Here is a 21,698-nt window from a genome sequence, read left to right on the forward strand (position 1 = left end):
ATCGGCGTCGTTCGGTCGGTATTTGAACGGTGCAGCAGGCAAATGAGCGTCGCTCATAAGCTGCGGTGCAAGCAATCTGGAGCGGTAGTTCAGTTGGTTAGAATACCGGCCTGTCACGCCGGGGGTCGCGGGTTCGAGTCCCGTCCGCTCCGCCAGATCTGAGAAAGCCCACTTCGAAAGGAGTGGGCTTTTTCATTTCCGTCGACCGTCCGCCTGGGTATGCTCGGGACAAACAGCCATTGCCACCGCGCACGGGCTGTTTTACCGTTGACCGACACCTCTTCGCCGATCCGCCATGTTCGATCCCACCGAAGCTCCGTCACCGTTCCATCTGCGCGCTGCCAGCATGGACGATTTCGAGTTCGCCGAGGCGCTGACCCGTAACAACATGGGCGGCTACTATCGACGTCACCATCTGGTCTGGCGCGGCGATCTGTTTCTCGGCAGCTGGCGCGAATCGGAGAATTTCATCCTCGAAGTGGACAGCCAGCCGATCGGCGTGCTGCGCATCACGCAGGAAGGCGACTCGCTGCATATCCGTGACGTGCAGATTGCCGAAGGACATCGGCGGCTCGGCGCAGGCACTTATCTGCTCGACATCTCGCATCAGTGGGCGCGCGAGCGTGGGTTACGCGAGCTGCAACTGCGCGTGTTCGTCGACAACCCGGCCGCGCGGCTCTATCAGCGCAAGGGCTACAAGCTCGCTGGGCCGCGTCTTGCACAGCTTGGCGCGATCCGTCATCTGGCGCGGCGGGTCTGAAATCGCGAGCTCGCCGATCAGCGTGCTGTTTCGCCCTGGGCACCGGACGCATCCGCGCGGCCTTGCGCGGTTTCGTCGTCTGTCTCATCGTCGTCGGGCTCGCCGCTTTGCGCGCGGTGTTCCGAGCCCCGCTCGATGAACGCGCGCGGGCTCTCACCAAACGCGCGCCTGAACATTGCAGAAAACGCACTCTGGCTTTGATAGCCGAGTTCCTGCGCGACATGCGAGAGCGGGCGCCCCTGGCTCAACAGCGGAATCGCGCGCGCCAGAATTGCCTGCTGGCGCCATTGGGAAAAGCTCACCCCCAATTCCTGACGAAACAGCCGCGCGATCGTGCGCGTACTCGCACCCACACCGGATGCCCATTGTTCGAGCGACTCACCGTGCGTCGGGTCAGCGATCACGGCCTCGCATAGCGCGCGCAGACGCTTTTCGTTGGGCATCGGCACGGACAGTGGCAGCGGCTCGGAGCGCGTCAGTTCGTCGATCGCCAGCGCGCCGAGCAACTGTTCGCGCGCGGCCGGAATGCCAGGCGTGTCGAGCGCAGCAATCACTTCGCGCAGCAAATCCGACACTTCGACCACGCGCGGGGTGTCCAACCCGGCCGGCACGGTGCTTTCGGTGATGTAGAGCGTGCGCAGAAACGCGTCTTCCACGGCCACGACTTCATGCGTCACGTGCGGCGGAAGCCAGATCGCGCGCGACGGGGGCACCATCCACGTGGTGCCGGTGGTGGCGACCCGGAGTACGCCGCGCGACGCGTACGCCACCTGCGCCCACGCATGCGTATGACGCGCGATTCGCCAGCCCGACGGCATTTGCCGCGAGCGCACGCGGATGGGGTGCGTCGCGGTGGGCTGGAACTCGGGCGGGATGTCGGCGAAGCGGGTGAAGCTGGACAGCTCGGAGTCGGCGGACGAAGTCATGGTCAAGCGAGAAAGGGCAAAACGGCAAAACGGCAAAACGCGGATCGGGACAGCGAGTGCCGCGACAGCCGGCGCACGGGTATCCGGAAGTTTTGCAATCGCAGCGCGCGCCGCCATCCCCGCCATCGTTGTCATTGTAGATGTTGCCCTGACTGCGCCGTTGCATAATATTCCGATTGCCCGAACCCAAGGAGCTGGTCATGAGCTTTGCCACCGCGGACTTGTGCGACGCACACGAAGACCAACTGGCGCTCGGCACGTTGCGCCTGCTCGAGCCGGTGTTCCATCTGTTCAGCCGCACCGAGTGTTTTAGTGGGGAGGCGGTGACGCTAAAAGTGTTTGAAGACAACGCGCTCGTGCGGGCCGTGCTCGAAGAGAAAGGCGCTGGCCGTGTGCTGGTGGTCGACGGCGGCGGGAGCCTGCGTTGCGCGCTGGTCGGCGGCAATCTTGCGCGGACCGCGCAGCAGAACGGCTGGGCGGGCGTCCTCGTGAACGGCTGCGTGCGCGATGTGTTGGAACTCAACGAAATGGACGTCGGCGTGGCCGCGCTGACAACCTGTGCGCGCCGTGGCCAGAAGCTAGGCGCCGGCCAACGCGACGTGCCGGTGCAGTTGCCCGGCGCGCTGGTGCGACCCGGTGAATGGATTTACGCGGACCTGGACGGCGTGCTGGTCTCCAGCGCGGCGCTGAGCTGACACGGCATCCGAAGCCGGCTGGAACCCAGCCACGGGACAAGGAGCCAGCCAACCGTGCCGCAACGACCGCGCCAGCCAAAAAGAGTCACCCGATAGAATCACCCGAGTCACCGTTGCAATCCGTGACCAGACAACCTCATCCAGGAGAACCGACGACGATGCAGACCGTCTTTGTCTACGGCACCTTGCGTGCCGGTGAAGTGAACGACATCAGCGAAGCCGCGGCGCGCAACGACATCGCCGCACCGACCCTGCTCGGCACTGCGACCGTGCGCGGCCATCTGTACGACTTCGGCTCCTATCCGGGCCTGGTCGTCGACGAAGCCGGTGTCGACGTGATCGGCGACGTCTACGAAATCGAGGATGAGCTAGTGGCGGTGCTAGACGAAATCGAAGCCGTGTATCCGGACGTCGAGGATCGGTTCCTGGCGCGCGAGGTGATGGTGAAAGTGGACGGCAATGTCGTGAACTGCCGTTTCTACCCCGTTGCAGCGAACGCGGTGAAAGGCTTGCCCGAAATCAGATCGGGCGATTGGGCTGAACATCGTCGAACGCGCTGAGGCACGCGCCGTCTGCGCATACGAGCGCGTGGTGATTGCTCGAGCGCGCGAAGCGTGCTGAAAAGTGGCCCGAGAGGGTGAGCCTGTCGGGCCACCGGTCCGGCCGCTCCAGCCGCCTTCACGCCAGACGCGGCACGCGCAGGCAAGCTTGCCCCCGCATCGTGCGGCGTCGACCCAGCTGATCCGATCGACGCACGCTGCCGGTCAATAGCCTCAGAGTTCTTCGTACAACGGCAACGTCAGGAAATCGGTGAACTGCTCCGAGGTCGACATCTGTTCGAAGATCTGTGCGGCACGCTCGTAAGGTTTCGTATCGCCGGCCACCGCTTGCTTCACCTTGTCGAGCTCCTGCGCCGACAGCTCGCGCATGAGTTCGGCCGTCACCTTGCGGCCGTCGTCGAGCTTGCCCTTCGGCGAGCGAATCCATTGCCACACTTGCGAGCGCGAGATTTCCGCGGTGGCGGCGTCTTCCATCAGGTTGTGAATCGGCACGCAGCCATTGCCAGCGAGCCATGAACCGAGGTAGTGGATGCCGACGTTGATGTTGTTGCGCAGACCGAGTTCGGTAATCGGCGTCTGCGGACGGAAGTCCAGCAAGTCGGTCGCGGTGACGAGCACGTCGATGCGCTGCTTGCCGATCTGGTTCGGCTGGTCGCCCAGCACCTTGACGAACTCTTCCATCGCGATCGGCACGAGACCCGGATGCGCGACCCAGCCGCCGTCGTAGCCGTCACCGGCATCGCGCGCCTTGTCCGAGCGCACGCCGCCCATCGCTTTGTCGTTGGCCGCCGGATCATTCTTGATCGGGATCAGCGCGCTCATGCCGCCAATCGCCGGGGCATTGCGGCGATGGCAGGTCTTGAGCAGCAACAATGCGTACGCGCGCATGAACGGCGAGGTCATCGTGATCTGCGAACGATCGGCGAGGCAGAAATCGCGGTCGGCCTTGAATTTCTTGATTGCTGAAAAGATGTAGTCCCACCGGCCGGCGTTCAGCCCCGCGCTGTGCTCACGCAGTTCGTACAGGATCTCGTCCATTTCGAACGCGGCCAGGATGGTTTCGATGAGCACCGTCGCGCGAATCGTGCCCCGCGGCACGCCGAGGGCTTCCTGTGCGGCGACGAAGATGTCGTTCCACAGGCGCGCTTCCAGATGGCTCTCCAGCTTGGGCAGATAGAAGTACGGGCCCGAGCCTCGCGCGATCAGTTCGTTTGCGTTGTGAAACATGAAGAGCGCAAAGTCGAAAAGGCCGCCCGACACGCGCTTGCCGTCCACCGTGACGTGCTTCTCGTCGAGATGCCACCCGCGCGGACGCACGATCAGCGTGGCGACCTTGTCGTTGAGCTTGTACGACTTGCCGTTCTGATCGAGCGAAATCGTGCGACGCACCGCCTCCTTCAGGTTGATGTGGCCGCCGATCTGATTGTCCCAGCTCGGCGCATTCGAATCCTCGAAATCCGTCATGTACGAGTCCGCGCCTGAGTTCAGCGCGTTGATGATCATCTTGCGCTCGACCGGACCGGTGATCTCCACACGGCGGCACTGCAGATCGCGGGGCAGTGGCGCGATGGTCCAGTCGGCGTCGCGTACGCTTTTCGTTTCGGCAAGGAAGTCGGGACGCTCGCCGGCGTCGAGCCGCCTGCTGCGCTCTGCGCGCGCGTGCAGCAGTTGCTGACGGCGCGGTTCGAACGCGCGATGCAGCGCGGCGACGAGTTCGAGCGCGTCGCGAGTGAGAATGGCTTCGTAGCCGGGCTTGATGTCGGCCGAAATTTTCATGCCTTGCGGCAGCGACAATGATGTTGGCGAATTCGCCATGTTTTTCTCCTTGGTCGTTCAGATTGCAACAATGCAGATGTTCAAAAGCCATTGGGCAGACGATGACGCGGCGTTATCCGTCGCGGCCAATGGTGCTGTCATGTACCGGCGCGGCGACGCGGGCGGCTGCGGCGCGGCTTGTCCGGGCCGTCGCCTGGGTCGTTGGCAACGCGGCCAGGTGGCGCGAGGGTCGCGAGAAAAGCGAGCAGATCGCTCATCGTGCTGCCTGCGCCGTGCGGCGTCACACCGAGTTCTTCGAGCGGCGCATTTGGCCGGTTCAGCCAGAAAGTGGTGAAGCCGAACCAGGCCGCGCCGGCCACGTCCCAGCCGTTCGACGATACGAAGACGATCTCGGAGGGCGACGCGTCGAACGCTTGCGTGCCCAGCGCATAAGCCGCGCGCGACGGTTTGTATGCGCGCACGGCGTCGACGGAAAGCACGTGGTCGAACAGGCCGCTCATGCCGGCGCTTTTGAGCGCGACGTCGAGCATCTGCGGATTGCCGTTGGACAGGATCGCCAGACCGACGCGCCGTACCGCGGATTCGCGGTGCGCCGGTGCGTGCCGGGTCGACGGACTCGCCCCCGGCTCGCGCAGTGCGCGCAGCGTGGGTAGGGCGTCAGGGAAGGCGGACAGGCACGCGTATTCGTCCATCAGCCGCTTCTCGGCGGCGCGGCCGAGCGTGAGCTGAAGCTTTTTCGCGGCGAAGCGCAGCGCGTCGAGCGTGATGTCCTGGAACGGGCGGTAATGCGCGCCGGGCGTTTCAGGCGCATCGGCCAGCGTGCGCAGTTGCGTGTATTCGATCTGCTTCAGGCGCCACAACTGCGACAGCGCATCGCCGTGGCCCGGAAACATCTGCTCGGCAGCGGCGATCACCGAGTGCACGTCGAAAAGCGTGCCGTACGCGTCGAAAATCACTGCTCTCGGGGAAAGTGTCGTTGTGGCCGACATTGCCGTGCGCTCCTGTCAGAGGTCAGGACGGATTGTATTAGTGAGCACCGCCGCAAAAAAAGAGGCTGAACATCACTTGATCTTTTACTTTTATGCACCTAGTCTGACGGCCAACTGTCACCTTGCCCTGCAGCGCTTCAACACTTTTCGGGGCCTCGCCGCTAACCTCGCTCATGGACCGCTTCAAGCAGATCGAAACATTCGTCACCGTCGCGGCCAAGGGCAGCCTGTCCGCGGCGGCGTCGGCCGAGGGCGTCGCGCCGGCGATTATCGGCCGCCGCATCGACGCGCTCGAAGAGCGCCTGGGCGTCAAGCTGCTGGTGCGCACCACCCGTAAGATCACGCTGACCTTCGAGGGCTCCGCTTTCCTCGAGGACTGCCAGCGCATCATTCACGACATGCAGAACGCCGAGGCCAGCGTGTCGGCGGGCGGGGTGAAAGCGAGCGGCCATTTGCGGCTGTCGGCGCCGGCGGGTTTCGGACGACGGCACGTCGCGCCGCTGGTGCCAGCGTTCACCGTCGCGCATCCTGACGTGTCGATCACACTCGATCTGTCCGACCGTCTCGTCGATCTGGTCAACGAGGGTTTCGATTGCGCGGTGCGGCTGGGCGAATTGCCGGATTCGTCGCTGGTGTCGCTCAGGCTCGGCGAAAACCGCCGCGTGTGCGTCGCGTCGCCTGCGTATCTGAGCCGGCGCGGCGCGCCGCACAGCCTCGCCGAGCTCGCGCGGCACAACTGTCTCGCGCTGGGCGCGAGCGCGAATCAGCAGCGCGGCTGGGTGTTCCAGCAGGACGGCAAGGTCGTGTCGATCAAGGTGTCCGGCACCATGGAATGCTCCGACGGCGCGGTGCTGCACGAGTGGTGTCTGGACGGCTATGGGCTGGCGTGGCGCTCGTGGTGGGAAGTCGGCGACGAAATCGCGGCCGGGCGGCTCGTCAGCGTGCTCGACGAATTCGCCGCGCCGCCGATCGGCATCCACGCGGTGTTTCCGCAGCGCCGCCATCTGCCCTTGCGGGTGCGGCTGTTTCTGGACTTTCTCAAGCATACGTACGGCCATCCGGGGTACTGGGGCTGAGGTCGACCGCTGTCGCGAGCCCGTCACAGGTGGCGCGCGTTGGCGACCACCAGCGCGTTTGCCCCTTATGCGGCCGATGCCCGCGTCGGCGCGGACTACAATCGACTCAGACGGCTTGTACGCCGAGCCGCATTGGACGCTCACGCCGCGCTGCGCGCAGCCGGCGACGGAGGGCATCATGTTCAGGCACATCCTGGTTCCGACCGATGGTTCCGACCTGTCCCACAAAGCGATCGACGGCGCAATCGACCTCGCGCAGGCGGTCGGCGCGCGCGTGACGGCGTACGCGTGCCTGCCCCAATATCCGTACTCGCCGTTTTCCGACGTGGTGGTCGAGCCGCCTGCCGAGTTCCTGCAACGCAGCGAGCGGGAAGCACGCGTCCATCTGCGCGAAGTCGAAGTGGCTGGGCGCCGCGCCGGCGTGAGCGTGGAGAGTCGCACGAGCGTCCATCCGGCGCCGTATCTGGGCATCATCGAAGCGGCCGAGCAGGGCGCCTGCGACGTAATCTTCATGGCTTCGCACGGGCGGCGCGGGCTGGGCAGTCTGCTGATCGGCAGCGAAACCCAGCGGGTGCTCACGCATACGAAGATTCCGGTGATCGTGTACCGCTGAACGGCGCACGCGCGGGCGGCAACCGATTGGCGCGCTGGGGGAGAACGCGTCGGCGGCGAAGCCGGCGCGCCGCTGCGCGCGACAGGATGCGCTGTGCGGGGCTTTGCCGCGCTTTTTGAAATTCGCGCCGCCGAGGCTGCGCGCAGACACCCGGCGGCGCGGCTCCTCCCTGTGACGGCGGCTGTCTGAGCGAGCCGCTCGATCGTCTTCTGCACTGCCGTTGCGGCGCTCAGACCTCGTGGCCGCGACATCGCACGATGCGGCCCACGAGGCTGCCGATCACGCGACCTTCTTGTCGAAGAACTGCTCGTCTTCCGTCGAACCGTGCAGCGCCGTCGTCGACGCTTCGCGCTCGACCGTTTGCGTGACCGCGTCGAAGTAGCCGGTGCCGACTTCACGCTGATGCTTGACGGCGGTGAAGCCCTTTTCCGCCGCCGCGAATTCAGCCTGCTGCATTTCGACGAACGCCGTCATCTGATTGCGGGCGTAACCGTGCGCGAGGTTGAACATGGAGTAGTTCAGCGCATGGAAGCCGGCCAGCGTGATGAACTGGAACTTGTAGCCCATCGCGCCCAGTTCGCGCTGGAACTTGGCGATGGTCGCGTCGTCGAGGTTCTTCTTCCAGTTGAACGACGGCGAGCAGTTATACGACAGCAGCTGATCCGGGAATTCCTTGTGGATCGCGTCGGCGAATTTCTTTGCGAACTCGAGGTCCGGCTTGCCGGTCTCGCACCAGATCATGTCGGCGTACCGCGCGTACGCGAGACCGCGCGAGATCGCCTGTTCGAGACCCGGCTTCGTGCGATAGAACCCTTCCACCGTACGCTCGCCGGTCAGGAACGGCTTGTCGTTGTCGTCAATGTCCGAAGTGACGAGGTCGGCGGCTTCCGCATCGGTGCGGGCGAGCAGCACGGTCGGCACACCGCAGACGTCGGCGGCCAGGCGCGCGGCGGTCAGCTTGGCGACGTTTTCGCGGGTCGGCACGAGGACCTTGCCGCCCATGTGGCCGCACTTCTTCACCGACGCGAGCTGGTCTTCGAAGTGCACGCCCGCGGCGCCCGCTTCGATCATCGCCTTCATCAGTTCGAATGCATTGAGCACGCCGCCGAAACCGGCTTCCGCGTCGGCGACGATCGGTGCGAAATAGTCGATGTAGCCTTCGTCGCCGGGATTCTTGCCTTCGGACCACTGGATCTGATCCGCGCGCGTCAGCGTGTTATTGATGCGCTTGACGACGAGCGGCACCGAGTTAGCCGGATACAGTGACTGGTCCGGGTACATTTCGCCGGCGACGTTGGCGTCGCCCGCCACCTGCCAGCCGGACAGATAGATCGCCTTGAGGCCGGCCTTGACCTGCTGCATCGCCTGGTTGCCTGTCAGCGCGCCGAGCGAGTTGACGAACGGCTCGTGATTGACCGAATGCCACAGCTTTTCGGCGCCGCGCTTGGCGAGCGTGTGCTCCACCTGGACGGAACCGCGCAGACGGATCACATCGCCGGCCGTGTAGGTGCGCTTGATGCCCTTCCAGCGCGGATCGGTATCCCATTGCTGCTGGAGTTGCTTCGCTTGTTCTTCGCGGGTCATGGTCATGGCTTTCTCCTGAATTGCCTATGGATGGGAACTCTCTTCGTCGAAGCCGCTGGCCCCTTCGGGCGTTTCGGTTCATGAAGTCTTGTATAAGAGTCTAGGCAAATCACTGACTGCGCCATAGCTGCCCGGAAGCGTTTCGTGGATATTTATTCCCGTTAAAATTCAATTGGTTGCGACGGCTTTTTCGCATTGCAATACGACCTTTCCCATCTTGCAACGCGCCCTCTTGTGCCTTGCAGCATCATTTTTTACGACGCAAAAAAATTTTTCACATCGTGAAATTTAGGAGGTGAACAAATCGGGGCGAAAAAAAACCGGTGCGTGGGCACCGGTTTTTCCGACTGACGAACGGCACGGGGCCGTCGGGTCTTTCTATGCGCTGAGTTCTGAACGCTTGCCAGAAGATTCAGCCGCGGCTTGTATGCGTCTTAGCCGCAGAATTGCTTGCAACTTAGCTGCCGCGACGTGCCGTGCGCGGGCCATCGCTGCGGCGTGCGCCGTAGCCGCCGTCGCGCGAACCGCCGTAGCCTTCACGCGAGCCGCCGAACCCGCCTTCGCGCGAGCCGCCGCCGAAGCCGCCGTCACGCGAACCGCCGCCGGCCGACTTGCCGGCCCAGCCGCCGCCGGTGCTGCCGCTGCGTGCGCCGCCGCCGTTGCCGGCCGGCTTGCCCGCAGCGCTGCCGAAACGACGGCCACCGGCGTTGCCGCCCGGACGGCCGCGGCCACCAAAGCCAGGACGGCCGGTGCCCGACGGGGCCGACTTGCGCGGCTCGAAGCCAGCGACGACGTTGACCGGCAGCGGGGTGCGCACGAAGCGCTCGATGCGCTTGAGCGCGCCCTGTTCCGCGTGATGCACGAGGCTCACCGCGATACCCGAGCGGCCAGCACGGCCGGTACGGCCGATACGGTGCACGTAGTCTTCGGCGAACTTTGGCAGGTCGTAGTTGAACACGTGCGTGATGCCCGGAATGTCGATACCGCGAGCGGCGACGTCCGTTGCCACCAGCACGCGCACACGGCGCTCGCGCAGCGCGCGGATCGTGCGGTTGCGCGCGCCCTGCGGCAGATCGCCGTGCAACGCAGCCGATTCGAAACCGGCGTCGGCCAGACGGCCGGCGAGCTGGTCGGCGTCCATCTTGGTGGCCGTGAAGACGATGGCCTGGTCGAGGCCGGCGTCACGCAGCAGATGGTCGAGCAGACGATCCTTGTGGTCGCGGTCATCGACGTAATGGACGGTTTGCGCGATGTTGGTGCGCTGTTCCAGGCGCTGGACGATCTCGATGCGCTCCGGGTCCTTCAGCAGGCGGCCGGTCAGCGAGCTGATCTTGCCGTCGAGCGTGGCCGAGAAGAGCATGGTCTGACGCGTGGCCGGCGTGGCCGCGACGATCGTTTCGATGTCTTCGATGAAGCCCATGTCGAGCATGCGGTCGGCTTCGTCGAGCACGAGGATCTGCAGTTGCGACAGATCGATACGGCCGCGTTCCAGGTGGTCGATCAGACGGCCCGGCGTGGCGACCAGGATTTCCGGGTTCTTCGCCAGCAGCATCAGCTGTTGGCCGTAAGCGACACCGCCCAGAATGCTGACAGTGCGCAGGCGCTTGAGGTGCTTGCCGTACGTGGCGGCGGCGGTCGTGACCTGCATCGCGAGTTCGCGGGTCGGCGTCAGAACCAGCATGGTCGGACGGGCCACCGGTTGCGGACGGCGCGTGCGGGCGCCGTCGGCCGGACGCGGCTCGCGCGGCTGGCCGGCTTGCGACTTTTGCAATTGCGAGAAACGTTCGATGGCGGGCAGCATGAACGCGGCGGTCTTGCCCGAACCGGTCGGGCTGGAGACCATCAGATCGCGGCCGGCGATGCCAGCGGGGATCGCACGTTGCTGAACCGGCGTCGGGTTCTGGTAACCAGCGGCGGTCAGCGCGGAGACGACGTCCGCGGACAGACCGAGCGACGCGAACGACGGGCCGCTCGGCACTGCGGCTTCAGCGGCGACGGCTTCCGGAGCGGCAGCGACGGCTGCGGCTTGTGCGGGTGCGTCGGCGAGACCGAGTGCTTGATCGGCGATGGCGTTCAACGGGCTGGAGGTGTTGCTCGAAGTCATGAGAATCCTTGGTACACGGGGAATTAAAACGTCGGCGCCAATCGGCATACCCAAGTCGTCGGATTCAGCGAGCAAAGAAGCAGCGAGCAAATCGAAAAACGGGGGCAGCTCGCGATGATGAAGGGCGAGCTTTTCGTTAGAAGCTGTATCGGATGCGACATGCCAACACGGCGTGCCGCCAGCCTGGGACATGATCGCCCGTAGGGGGCTAGGCAGGAGGGGACAGGTTCTAAACTGGATTGGAGCTAAACGCTACGAGGCGCTGCGCCGCAACGGCCGGCAGGAAAAGCCGGGCAAAGCAGTGAAGCGCAGGCCGCATTGTATAGGGTTTTGTTGCAGTGCGCCACTCTCAGGACGTTTCTGGGCGCAAAAGTTTGCCGGGCACTTCGAGATGGCGAGCTTTTCCGGCGATGCTGGGCGGTCGCGGGCGAGTCCGGGAATGTGGTGATATTCGCCGGACCGGTTCCCGGCAAGCGGACATCAGGCCGCAGCGCCGCTCTTCAGCGATTCGACCAACTCGACGTACTGCTGCTTCGCAACGTCCTGCGCGGTGCCCTTGAGCGCGGCCCACGCGTCGTACTTGTATTTGCCGACGATGTCCGTCAAGCCTGGTTTTTCGCCGTGCACATCGCCCCGGGTGGCCTGTTTGTACAGTGCATAGAGGCGCAGCAGTGTGAGGTTGCCGGGACGTTCCGGCAACTGCTGAACTTTTTCGTGAGCCTGGGCAAATCGGGTATCGAGGTCTGTCATCGTGGGGGCGCCCGTCGGGCGGGGTGGGGTGAGGATCGGACGACGATCATAGCAATTGCGTGTTGTCCTGGGGCCGAGGGCGTATTCGAAAGGCGCCAAATACGCCAGAGTGCCAACAGCGCCAACCTCAGCACACGAAATTCCTGACACCTCCCAAAATTCGTAAGCGCCCAAAGCGGCACCGCGCGAACCGCACCAACGGCACCACGACACCCACGACACCCACGACACCAACGACACAACGACACAACGACACCAACGACACCAACGACACCAACGACACCAACGACACCAACGACACCAACGACACCAACGACACCAACGACACCAACGACACCAACGACACCAACGGCGGCAGCCCCGTCACACCACTTCGAACCACACCAGCGGCGGCCACGCCAAACCACATCCGCGCGCGCACTGCCGATTACAATACGGTCCATGACTCAAACTGTGCTGCTTGCCCTCGATACCTCCACCGAATTCTGTTCGGTGGCGCTCCTGCGCGTCTCCGTCGACGCCGCTGGCCAGGCGTGCGCCGGCCCCGCCAGTTGGGTTCGCCACGAGCAGACCGGCGCAGTCTCGAGCACGCGCGTGCTTCCCGCGATTCGCGAACTTTTCGAGGAGGCCGGCTTGCGTCTCGCCGACTGCAACGCGATCGCGTTCGGCGCCGGTCCCGGCTCGTTCACCGGCCTGCGCACGGCGACCGGCGTCGCTCAGGGGCTGGCGTTCGGCCTGAACCTGCCGGTCGTGCCGGTCAGCACGCTGCTGGCCTGCGCGGAAAGTGCGCGCCTGCGCGATCCGTCCAGCACCCGCGTGCTTGCCGCGCTCGACGCCCGCATGGACGAAATCTATTGGGCCGACTACGCGTGGGACGACGCGCAATGCGAATGGCGGACCATACAGACGGCGTCGCTAGATTTGCCGGAGCGGCTGGTCCTGCCCGATGGGCCTTTCACGCTCGCGGGCAATGCCGCGGCCGTGTTCGGTGCGCGGCTGCCTGCGGTTGCGGCCGCGCGCGCGGTCGACGGCGAGGCGCTGCCGCATGCACTGCCGCTCGCGCACGTGGCGCTGCGCGCGTTTCGCGCGGGCCGCACGGTGCCCGCTGACCAGGCCGCGCCGGAATACGTGCGCGACAAGGTCGCGCAGACCACGGCGGAACGGGTTGCGCAGAAGGCGGAAAAAGCGGCCAGGACCGGGCAGCCTGAGCACACGGAAGACGCAGCGCGGCACGCGACGCCTGCGCAGAGCATGGGTGACGGTGCGTCGCACGCCGCTCCTCACGGCGAGGGCCGGCAATGAGCGGGGTGTTGCTCGCGGACCGCTACATGGCGCCGATGACCGAAGGCGATCTGGACGAGGTCGCCGCGATAGAGAAGCTCGCTTATGAGTTTCCATGGAGCCGCGGCAATTTCGGCGATTCGCTGCGCAATGGCTACTTCGGCGTGTGTCTGCGGCACGTGACAGGCACGCTGATCGGCTACTGCGTGCTGATGCCGGTGGTCGACGAAATGCATCTGCTCAATCTGTGCGTGGCGCCCAGTGCGCAAGGCGCGGGCGCCGGCCTTGCGCTGCTGCGTGAGGCGGTGCGCATCACGCGCGCGGAAAAGCTCGACGGCCTGCTGCTCGAAGTGCGGCCGTCCAATCATCGGGCGATCCGGCTTTACGAGCGTTTCGGCTTTACGTCGATCGGCCGGCGCAAAAACTATTATCCGGCGCGGCATCGCAGCCGGGAGGACGCCATCGTGATGCGTTTCTCGTTTGCTACGGAGGGCGCAGATGGCGCTGCATGACTCGGTACTGGAAGAGTTCGGACTTGCGCCGCTGTGGGTGCGACGGGGAATGGCCGCGGGGCAATGGGTCGAAGAAGCGGGGGTCGGGCAGAGCGCCGACGCGCTGCCAGCGCAGTCAGTGCGTGATGACGATGCGCGCGGCACGGTCGAGCGAACGAGCGGTGTTAGGCGGGAAATGCGGGAGCCCGCGTCTCGCGCACGTGAACGTCAGCCAGTCGATGACATCTCGACGAACAGCGAGCGTGACGTTTCGCGCGGACAAGCGGCACAGTCGGCTGGGACAGGGGAGCGGTTCGACGAATCCAAAGCGTCGCCGGGAAAGAGCGAGACGTTGCGCTCCGCGCCAGACGGCGAGCGTCGTGCGCAGCCTGCGCAGGCCGAGATAGCGCAAGAGCGGCAGGAGCGAGAAGAGCGCATCCCAAGCGCTGGCGACGCGCCTGCGCCGCAAACGCAGCGCGAGCCGGCGCGGCATCCGCCCTCCATGGAGCAGTCCTGGCCCGAGCCGGGGGAGCGACCCGCGCAACCACCGTCCCGCACTGCCGAGCCCCCCGCATTCGACACACCATCCGATGACGATCTGCCATGGTTCGACGACGCGCCATCGCCCGCTCGCCCGCCGTCGGATGCGCGCAGCGACACGCTCGTACTGCCCGCCATCCACACGCTCGACTGGGATGCATTGAGCGAGCGCGTCAGCGCTTGCCGGCTTTGCCGTCTGTGCGAGAAGCGCACGAACACCGTATTCGGCGTTGGCGATCGCAGCGCCGACTGGATGCTGATCGGCGAGGCGCCGGGCGAGCACGAGGACCGTCTGGGCGAGCCGTTCGTCGGGCAGGCTGGCAAGCTGCTCGACAATATGCTGCGCGCGCTGACGCTCACGCGCGAGACCAACGTCTACATCGCGAACGTGATCAAATGCCGCCCGCCCGGCAACCGCAATCCGGAGCCGGACGAAGTCGCGCGTTGCGAGCCGTATCTGCAACGCCAGGTGTCGCTGGTCAAGCCGAAGCTGATCGTCGCGCTCGGGCGTTTTGCAGCGCAGAGTCTGCTCAAGACCGACGCCAGCATCTCGTCGCTGCGTGGACGCGCGCACGAATACGGAGGCGTGCCGGTGGTCGTCACCTATCACCCGGCGTATCTGCTGCGCAGCCTGCCCGACAAGGCGAAGGCCTGGGCCGACCTGTGCCTCGCGCGCGACATATGGCGCGCGGCCGGCGGCGCGGCGTCGAACGCGGCGCAGTGATCGGCGATGCTTGCTGATGGACCGGCGGCGCGGTTCCTGCCGCCGCGCTCGCCATGCCTGACACGTCTGACATGCCGGATACGCCCGCCATGCCCGCCATGCCCAACACGCCCAACACGCCCAACACGCCCAACACGCCCAACACGCCCAACACGCCCAACACGCCCAACACGCCCGACACGCCCGACACGCCGAGCAGGTCGGACACACGCACCCCGCCAGTCACGCCCGACACCCACCCATCTATGCGCGCCGCGCTGCTGGATAACCTGCTCGACACGTTGCGCGATGCCGCCGTGCGCGATCTGGCGTGGCTGCTGCTGAGCCCCGATCTGCTCCATCCGCACCCGCCGCTGGGTGCACTCGCGAATCCATTCGACACGCCGGAGGCACTTCAAGCAAGCATCGACTGGCTGCGCGCGCTCGACGCCGCGCCGGCGCCATTACACAGCGAGCTCGCGGCGCCGCGCATCACGCGTCTGGGCCGCTACGCTGAACGGCTGCTCGGCTGGTTTTTGCAACACGGACCCGCGGCGCGGTTGGTCGCGGCGGGCGTCCCGTTGCGGCGGGTGGGCGTCACGCTCGGGGAATGCGATTTTCTCGTTGAGGCGCGCGATGGCGTGCGGCTGCATTGGGAGCTGGCGGTCAAGTGCTACCTGCATGCGGGCGAGGGGCGCGCGCAGTTGGCGGACTATGTCGGACCGAATCTGAAAGACCGCTTCGATCTGAAGCTCGCGCACCTGCTGACCCATCAGTTGCCGCTGAGTGCGCGTGAAGAGTTCGCGTCGCTCGGCTATGCGGGGCCGTGGACGCCGCAAATGTTCGTCAAAGGCTGGCTGTTTTACCGGCACGGCACGGCGCCGACGGAGCCGAAAGAAATCGATCCGGCGCATGGCCGCGGCTGGTGGGTCACGCGCGGCGATTGGCCGGCTTTCGCGGCCGGCCATGCGCCGCTGTGGCGATTGCTGCCGCGACTGGAATGGCTGGCGCCCAGGCGCGGGGATAAACAGGAAGTCAAGGAGGCAAGCGGGCAATTCGACGCCGCCGCCACCAAACGACTTTACGTCGACGCTCAAACACTCGCCGCGCAGCTATCCCATCAATCGGGACCGACGATGGTCGCCGCGTTTGCCGAAGACAGTGCCGCCCACTGCATCGAATGCTCGCGCGGTTTCATCGTGCCGGACGAGTGGCCCGAGCAGGCGCAGCGCTATGCGCGACAATAAGCCCACAGCAAGCGGGACGGCAATGCGCTGTTCGTGCTGCCGTCAAACGCAACGGCTCGACGCCGATCCTCAGCTTCACCACCACCGATAAAAATGATGCACCGGCCCGACGCCGCCACCGACGTCGAGTCGATCGCTCGCTTGCAGTGCGCCGGTCAGATAAAGCTTCGCGTCGGCTACCGCGCTCGCCAGATCGCCGCGTTGTGCAATCAGCGCCGCGATCGCCGACGACAGCGTGCAGCCTGTCCCATGCGTATTCTTCACCGGCACGCGCGGGCCGCCTACGCGCAGCGTGCCGCTGTCCTGCACCAGCCAGTCGGGGCTGTCGGCCGCGCTCAGATGGCCGCCCTTCATCAGCACCGCGCGTGCGCCGAGCGCGCGCAGTGCTTCGCCTTGTTCGACCATGCCGGCTTCATCCGCGGCGGGCTGAACGCCGAGCAGCGCGGCGGCTTCCGGTAGATTGGGCGTCAGCACATCGGCGAGTGGCAGCAGCTCATCGCGCACCACCGCCACCGCATCGGGCAGCAGCAACGCGTGATTGCTCTTCGAGATCATCACCGTATCGAGCACGATGTGCGTGGGCTTGTGACGACGCAGCGCAGCGGCGACCGCACGAGCGATCGGCGCGTTCGCAAGCATGCCGATCTTGACCGCGTCGATGCGGATGTCGTCGAACACCGCGTCGAGTTGCGCGGTGATGAAGCCGGGGTCCGGCGTATGAATCGCGCTCACGCCGCGCGTGTTTTGCGCGGTCAGCGCGGTGATCACGCTCGCGCCATATGCGCCGAGCGCCGAGAAAGCTTTGAGGTCGGCCTGGATGCCGGCGCCGCCGCCGGAATCGGAACCGGCGATCGTCAGCACATTGGGGATGGGTCGAGTCATGGTCAAGCGAACAGGAAAGAAGGCGCGCGTGCGCGGGGCGGACGCGGCGGCGCGGGTCAGTGCTTGGCTTCGCCGATCAGCGCGACGGAGTCGAATGCGCGCTGGTTCGCAAGGTGACGCCGCATCACGAACCACATCATCACGCACACGAAGGTGCCAAACAGCACGATGACCGTAGTGACCGGCACGTCGAGCCACACCAATACCGCATACAGGCACAGCATGACGAGCACGGAGAGATTTTCGTTGAAGTTTTGCACGGCGATCGAGTGACCCGCCGACAGCAGCACGTGGCCGCGATGTTGCAGCAACGCATTCATCGGCACCACGAAAAAGCCGGACAGGCCGCCGACCACCATCAGGAAGATGTACGCGAAGATGAGATAGGCCGACACGTGCACGCGGCCAAAGCGGATTCCCCAGTGCGCGGGGAACAGGTCGCGCGTGTAGAACGCCATCAGCATCACGGCGAAACCCATCATGATGCCGACCGGCAGCACCGACAGCGACTTCTTCAACGGCACGCGCGAGGCCGCGAAGATCGCGCCGGCCGCCACGCCGACGGCGACCACCGCCTGCAGGATGGCCGCCTCGGACAGCGACATGCCCAGCGACACCTCGGCCCACTTCAGCACGATGAACTGTAGCGTCGCGCCCGCGCCCCAGAACAGCGTGGTGACCGCGAGCGAAATCTGCCCGAGCTTGTCGCGCCACAGCACGACGAAGCAGTCGGCGAAATCGGTGATGAGCTTGATCGGGCCGCGTTCCTGTTTGGGATAACGCGCGCCGGTGTCGGGAATGCGCAGATTGAAAAGCGCGGCGACGACGTAGATGCCCATGATCACGAGCATTGCCGCTTCAGCGGGCGTGTTGACGGTGGGGATGCGCACGCGCAGGATCGGCGCGGCGATGTGCGGACTGATCAACGCGCCGCCGAGCACCGTGCCCAGAATGATGGAGCCCACCGTGGTGCCCTCGATCCAGCCATTCGCGGCCACCAGCCGGTCAGGCGGCAGCAGTTCGGTGAGGATCCCGTATTTGGCGGGCGAATACGCGGCCGCGCCGAAGCCGACGATACCGTATGCAAGGAGGGGATGCGCGCCGACCAGCATCGTGATGCAGCCGATTACCTTGATGGTGTTGGTGACGAACATCACGCGTCCTTTCGGACGGGAGTCGGCGAAGGCGCCCACGAACGCGGCAAGCACGACGTACGACAGCACAAAGAACAGCTTGAGCAGCGGCGTCATCCAGTTGGGAGCGTGTAGATCTTTTAGCAGTGCGATAGCAGCGATCAGAAGCGCATTGTCGGCCAGCGACGAAAAAAACTGCGCGGCCATGATGGTGTAAAAACCTTTTTTCATCTGATGCGATGCTGTCCTCGCTGCGGTCCGTCCGCCCGGGCCGTGTGGGATGCGTCCGGGCTTATGCCGTTCGAAATGGGTTGTGCGCACGGCTTTATATCACGAAAATAGCTGCATTCGGACTAGCAGAATCCTTGATCGCACCGCCCAGCGGGCTGCCGCGCGTTGAAAACGCACTGTAAGCCGCTGATTCGCAAGCGTCTTTACGAAAATATCCCATGCCGCGTCCTCTCCTGGCCACCATTCACACCGCCGCACTCGTCAATAATCTCGCCGTCGCGCGTCGCTACGCGCCGAAATCGAAAATCTGGGCCGTCGTCAAGGCCAATGCTTATGGGCATGGCCTCGCGCGCGCGTTCCCGGGTTTGCGCGCAACCGACGGCTTCGGTTTGCTGGACCTCGAAGAGGCCGCGAAGTTGCGTGAATTAGGCTGGGCCGGGCCGATTCTTCTGCTCGAAGGCTTCTTTCGCCCGACGGATATCGACGTAATCGACCGCTATAGCCTCACCACCGCGCTGCATTCGGACGAACAGTTGCGCATGCTCGAAATGGCGCGTCTGTCCAAACCCGTCAACATCCAGTTGAAGATGAACACCGGGATGAACCGCCTCGGCTACACCGTGGAAAAATTTCGTGCCGCGTGGGAGCGCGCGCGCGCTTGCCAGGGCGTCGGTCAGATCACGCTGATGACGCACTTTTCGGATGCCGACGGCGAGCGCGGCATCGCTTACCAGATGGAAGCATTCGAGCGTGGCGCGCAAGGCATTGCCGGCGCGCGATGCCTCGCCAATTCCGCGGCCACGCTGTGGCATCCCAACGCGCATTTCGACTGGGTGCGCCCGGGCATCATGCTGTACGGCGCGTCGCCGTCGGGCTTGACCGCGGCGATCGAGGGCACCGGGCTGCAACCGGCGATGACGCTCAGCTCCGAACTGATCGCGGTGCAAACGCTCAGCGAAGGCAGCACGGTCGGCTACGGCTCGGCGTTCAAGGCGCGCGGACCCATGCGCATCGGCGTGGTCGCGTGCGGCTATGCGGACGGCTATCCGCGCGTCGCGCCCGAAGGCACGCCGGTGATCGTCGACGGCGTGCGCACGCGGGTCGTCGGGCGCGTGTCCATGGACATGCTCACCGTCGATCTGACGCCGATTCCCAGCGCCAACATCGGCTCGCGAGTCGAGCTCTGGGGCAACACCCTGCCGATCGACGACGTCGCGCAGGCGTGCGGCACGATCGGCTACGAGTTGATGTGCGCCGTGGCGGCGCGCGTGCCGGTGCGCGCGGAATAACACTCGCGGCGCGAGCGTGCTCGCGTGCGGCTGCTGCTGAGCAGCGTCCGATGCGCGGCGTGCGTAGTCGGGTGGCAAGCCGCTGCGCTTTTCGCCGCGGCGGGTCGCCCGGCGTTTCCCCTCGTTTTCCGCCCGCTGTCCGCGCGGCTCGCCGCTTCGCTTCTCGCGAGGTGCGCTGCGTCGCTTCGCGCTGCGCTCGCCGTCGCGACAGCGTTCGGCGGTCCCAGGCAATACACCCATCATCCGCAACCAGCAACATAGGCAATGACGCGTGGCTAAAACAAAAACCCTGTACATCTGCAGTGAATGCGGCGGGCAATCGCCGAAATGGGCCGGCCAGTGCCCGTCATGCAATGCATGGAATACGCTGGTGGAATCGGTCGCGGAGACGCCGTCCACACACCGCTTCCAGTCGCTCGCGAAAAGCGCGCCGGTGCGCCGCCTTGCCGACATCGACGCGTCAGACGTGCCGCGTTTTTCCACCGGCGTCAGTGAATTCGACCGCGTGCTCGGCGGCGGTCTGGTGCCGGGCGGCGTGGTGCTGATCGGCGGCGATCCGGGTATCGGCAAATCGACGCTGCTGCTGCAATCGCTCGCGGAAATCGCTGCCGACAAACGCGCGCTCTATATCAGCGGCGAAGAGTCGGCCGCGCAGATTGCGTTGCGCGCGCAACGGCTTTCGTTGCTGGAGCCGGGTTCGAAAGCGAGCGAGCTGCAATTGCTCGCGGAAATCCAGCTCGAAAAGATCCAGGCGACGATCGCCGAGCAGCGGCCCGACGTCGCCGTGATCGATTCGATCCAGACCGTCTATTCCGACGCGCTGACTTCCGCGCCGGGCTCCGTCGCGCAGGTGCGCGAGTGCGCGGCGCAATTGACGCGTATCGCCAAACAGTCGGGCACCACCATCATCATGGTTGGCCACGTGACCAAGGAAGGCGCGCTGGCCGGGCCGCGCGTGCTCGAACACATCGTCGATACGGTGCTGTACTTCGAAGGCGACACCCACTCGTCGTTCCGTCTGGTGCGCGCGATCAAGAACCGCTTCGGCGCGGTCAACGAACTCGGCGTGTTCGCGATGACCGAGCGCGGCCTGCGCGGCGTGGCCAATCCTTCGGCGCTATTTCTGTCGCAGCACGAGCAGTCGGTGCCGGGCTCGTGCGTGCTGGTCACGCAGGAGGGCACGCGGCCGCTGCTGGTCGAAGTGCAGGCGCTGGTGGACGCGGCCAATGCGCCGAATCCTCGGCGGCTCGCGGTCGGCCTCGAGCAGAACCGGCTGGCGATGTTGCTCGCCGTGCTGCATCGGCATGCGGGGATCGCGTGTTTCGATCAGGACGTGTTTCTGAACGCGGTCGGCGGCGTGAAGATCACCGAACCCGCCGCCGATCTGGCGGTGCTGCTCGCGATCCACTCGTCGATGCGCAACAAGCCGTTGCCCAAGGGGCTGGTGGTGTTCGGCGAAGTGGGTCTCGCCGGCGAGATCCGGCCGTCGCCACGCGGCCAGGAGCGGCTCAAGGAAGCGGCCAAACTGGGTTTCTCGGTTGCGCTCATTCCGAAGGCCAACGCGCCGAAGCAACCGATCGAAGGCTTGCAGGTCGTCGCGGTCGAGCGCATCGAACAGGCGATCGATCGGGTCCGCACGCTCGAATAAAGGTGGCTGCGGCGCTCGCGGCGGCCAGCGCGCCGTAACGCCCGGTAAATATGTTCATTTCGGCTGTAACCTGAATGGCGTTCCTTTTTCCTAAGCTGCGGGGGTATGCATCCCTTCCGATGCCCGAAAAAGGATCGCGCCTTGAAAGAGTCATATGAAACCCTGGCCGAGCGGCCGCTGCAGCTGCGTGGCTGCCGTGTCTCAGCACCGATTCGCCAGCCGTGGGGCGGGGCTTGCCGGATCGTCGAGTGGATCGACGCGGCGGGGCAGATATCGCGGCGGGTAGTGGCCGAAGACGCCACCCCCGCCGAGGTGCGCGCCACGATCAGCCGTCACGTGGAAGGGCGCAAGCATTTGCTGTACGACGACGAAAAAACGCCGCGTCAGACGTTGCCGCGCCAGACGGCGGCGCGGCGCTGA

Annotated in this window: 20 protein-coding genes and 1 tRNA gene; 13 read left to right on the forward strand and 8 right to left on the reverse strand. The window is 65.3% G+C overall.

Features of this window, described 5'->3' with window-relative positions; translation table 11 throughout:
* The first annotated feature begins 78 nt into the window (after positions 1 to 78).
* Together ABQJ48_RS00945 and ABQJ48_RS00950 are read left to right on the forward strand one after the other, a co-directional pair.
* Positions 79 to 155 (forward strand) — tRNA-Asp (locus ABQJ48_RS00945).
* 140 nt (positions 156 to 295) lie between these two features.
* Positions 296 to 760, forward strand: coding sequence for a GNAT family N-acetyltransferase (locus ABQJ48_RS00950; protein WP_367835354.1), 465 nt, complete (start codon positions 296 to 298; stop codon positions 758 to 760).
* Between the two features lie 17 nt (positions 761 to 777).
* Here ABQJ48_RS00950 and ABQJ48_RS00955 read toward each other — a convergent pair whose 3' ends face one another.
* A complete protein-coding gene (locus tag ABQJ48_RS00955) occupies positions 778 to 1,686 on the reverse strand; it encodes an AraC family transcriptional regulator (RefSeq protein ID WP_367835355.1) in 909 nt (302 codons plus the stop codon).
* A 200-nt stretch (positions 1,687 to 1,886) separates the two neighbouring features.
* Between ABQJ48_RS00955 and rraA the strand changes: the two genes are divergently transcribed.
* Both rraA and ABQJ48_RS00965 read left to right on the forward strand, forming a co-directional pair.
* Positions 1,887 to 2,381, forward strand: coding sequence for a ribonuclease E activity regulator RraA (rraA, locus tag ABQJ48_RS00960; RefSeq protein WP_367835356.1), 495 nt, complete (start codon positions 1,887 to 1,889; stop codon positions 2,379 to 2,381).
* Positions 2,382 to 2,539: 158 nt separating this feature from the next.
* Positions 2,540 to 2,941, forward strand: a complete 402-nt coding sequence (locus tag ABQJ48_RS00965; protein ID WP_367835357.1) for a gamma-glutamylcyclotransferase family protein — start codon at positions 2,540 to 2,542, stop codon at positions 2,939 to 2,941.
* Between the two features lie 213 nt (positions 2,942 to 3,154).
* Here the strand turns inward: ABQJ48_RS00965 and aceB are convergent, their stop codons facing one another.
* A complete protein-coding gene (gene aceB, locus ABQJ48_RS00970) occupies positions 3,155 to 4,756 on the reverse strand; it encodes a malate synthase A (protein ID WP_367835359.1) in 1,602 nt (533 codons plus the stop codon).
* A gap of 98 nt (positions 4,757 to 4,854) precedes the next feature.
* Positions 4,855 to 5,706, reverse strand: coding sequence for a (S)-2-haloacid dehalogenase (locus ABQJ48_RS00975; protein WP_367835360.1), 852 nt, complete (start codon positions 5,704 to 5,706; stop codon positions 4,855 to 4,857).
* A 173-nt stretch (positions 5,707 to 5,879) separates the two neighbouring features.
* On the opposite strand from ABQJ48_RS00975, the gene ABQJ48_RS00980 reads away from it, so the two are divergent.
* Both ABQJ48_RS00980 and ABQJ48_RS00985 read left to right on the forward strand, forming a co-directional pair.
* Positions 5,880 to 6,782 carry a LysR family transcriptional regulator gene (locus ABQJ48_RS00980; protein WP_367835361.1) on the forward strand — a complete coding sequence of 301 codons (903 nt, stop codon included), beginning with the start codon at positions 5,880 to 5,882 and terminating at the stop codon, positions 6,780 to 6,782.
* A 178-nt stretch (positions 6,783 to 6,960) separates the two neighbouring features.
* A complete protein-coding gene (locus ABQJ48_RS00985; protein ID WP_367835362.1) occupies positions 6,961 to 7,395 on the forward strand; it encodes a universal stress protein in 435 nt (144 codons plus the stop codon).
* Between the two features lie 279 nt (positions 7,396 to 7,674).
* Here the strand turns inward: ABQJ48_RS00985 and aceA are convergent, their stop codons facing one another.
* The 3 genes from aceA to ABQJ48_RS01000 form a co-directional block, all read right to left on the reverse strand.
* Positions 7,675 to 8,979 (reverse strand): isocitrate lyase, encoded by a 1,305-nt coding sequence (aceA, locus tag ABQJ48_RS00990; RefSeq protein ID WP_367835954.1) that lies wholly within the window; start codon positions 8,977 to 8,979, stop codon positions 7,675 to 7,677.
* A gap of 457 nt (positions 8,980 to 9,436) precedes the next feature.
* Positions 9,437 to 11,083, reverse strand: coding sequence for a DEAD/DEAH box helicase (locus ABQJ48_RS00995; protein WP_367835363.1), 1,647 nt, complete (start codon positions 11,081 to 11,083; stop codon positions 9,437 to 9,439).
* Between the two features lie 480 nt (positions 11,084 to 11,563).
* Positions 11,564 to 11,833: an acyl-CoA-binding protein gene (locus ABQJ48_RS01000; RefSeq protein WP_367835364.1), complete on the reverse strand. Its 270-nt coding sequence runs from the start codon at positions 11,831 to 11,833 to the stop codon at positions 11,564 to 11,566.
* Positions 11,834 to 12,274: 441 nt separating this feature from the next.
* On the opposite strand from ABQJ48_RS01000, the gene tsaB reads away from it, so the two are divergent.
* The 4 genes from tsaB to ABQJ48_RS01020 all read left to right on the forward strand — a co-directional run bounded on the left by tsaB (position 12,275) and on the right by ABQJ48_RS01020 (position 16,095).
* Complete coding sequence (gene tsaB, locus ABQJ48_RS01005) at positions 12,275 to 13,135, forward strand: tRNA (adenosine(37)-N6)-threonylcarbamoyltransferase complex dimerization subunit type 1 TsaB (RefSeq protein ID WP_367835365.1); 861 nt, start codon at positions 12,275 to 12,277, stop codon at positions 13,133 to 13,135.
* Positions 13,132 to 13,626 carry a ribosomal protein S18-alanine N-acetyltransferase gene (gene rimI, locus ABQJ48_RS01010; RefSeq protein ID WP_367835367.1) on the forward strand — a complete coding sequence of 165 codons (495 nt, stop codon included), beginning with the start codon at positions 13,132 to 13,134 and terminating at the stop codon, positions 13,624 to 13,626. Before tsaB ends, rimI begins: the two co-directional genes overlap by 4 nt.
* Entirely contained in the window at positions 13,613 to 14,869 is a 1,257-nt protein-coding gene (locus ABQJ48_RS01015; protein ID WP_367835368.1) for a uracil-DNA glycosylase family protein, read from the forward strand. Before rimI ends, ABQJ48_RS01015 begins: the two co-directional genes overlap by 14 nt.
* 245 nt (positions 14,870 to 15,114) lie before the next feature.
* Positions 15,115 to 16,095 carry a DUF1853 family protein gene (locus tag ABQJ48_RS01020; protein WP_367835955.1) on the forward strand — a complete coding sequence of 327 codons (981 nt, stop codon included), beginning with the start codon at positions 15,115 to 15,117 and terminating at the stop codon, positions 16,093 to 16,095.
* A gap of 75 nt (positions 16,096 to 16,170) precedes the next feature.
* On the opposite strand, the gene thiD is transcribed toward ABQJ48_RS01020, so the two are convergent.
* Both thiD and lplT read right to left on the reverse strand, forming a co-directional pair.
* Positions 16,171 to 16,977, reverse strand: a complete 807-nt coding sequence (gene thiD / locus ABQJ48_RS01025) for a bifunctional hydroxymethylpyrimidine kinase/phosphomethylpyrimidine kinase (RefSeq protein ID WP_367835369.1) — start codon at positions 16,975 to 16,977, stop codon at positions 16,171 to 16,173.
* A gap of 56 nt (positions 16,978 to 17,033) precedes the next feature.
* On the reverse strand, positions 17,034 to 18,341 hold the full coding sequence (gene lplT / locus ABQJ48_RS01030; protein ID WP_367835370.1) for a lysophospholipid transporter LplT: 1,308 nt from the start codon (positions 18,339 to 18,341) through the stop codon (positions 17,034 to 17,036).
* A 218-nt stretch (positions 18,342 to 18,559) separates the two neighbouring features.
* Between lplT and alr the strand changes: the two genes are divergently transcribed.
* The 3 genes from alr (at position 18,560) to ABQJ48_RS01045 (ending at position 21,698) form a co-directional block, all read left to right on the forward strand.
* Positions 18,560 to 19,630, forward strand: a complete 1,071-nt coding sequence (gene alr, locus ABQJ48_RS01035) for an alanine racemase (RefSeq protein ID WP_367835371.1) — start codon at positions 18,560 to 18,562, stop codon at positions 19,628 to 19,630.
* Positions 19,631 to 19,901: 271 nt separating this feature from the next.
* Entirely contained in the window at positions 19,902 to 21,278 is a 1,377-nt protein-coding gene (gene radA, locus ABQJ48_RS01040) for a DNA repair protein RadA (protein ID WP_367835372.1), read from the forward strand.
* 141 nt (positions 21,279 to 21,419) lie between these two features.
* Entirely contained in the window at positions 21,420 to 21,698 is a 279-nt protein-coding gene (locus tag ABQJ48_RS01045; RefSeq protein ID WP_367835373.1) for a DUF2866 domain-containing protein, read from the forward strand.

The organism is Paraburkholderia suaedae, from assembly GCF_040812055.1.
Lineage (GTDB): Bacteria > Pseudomonadota > Gammaproteobacteria > Burkholderiales > Burkholderiaceae > Paraburkholderia.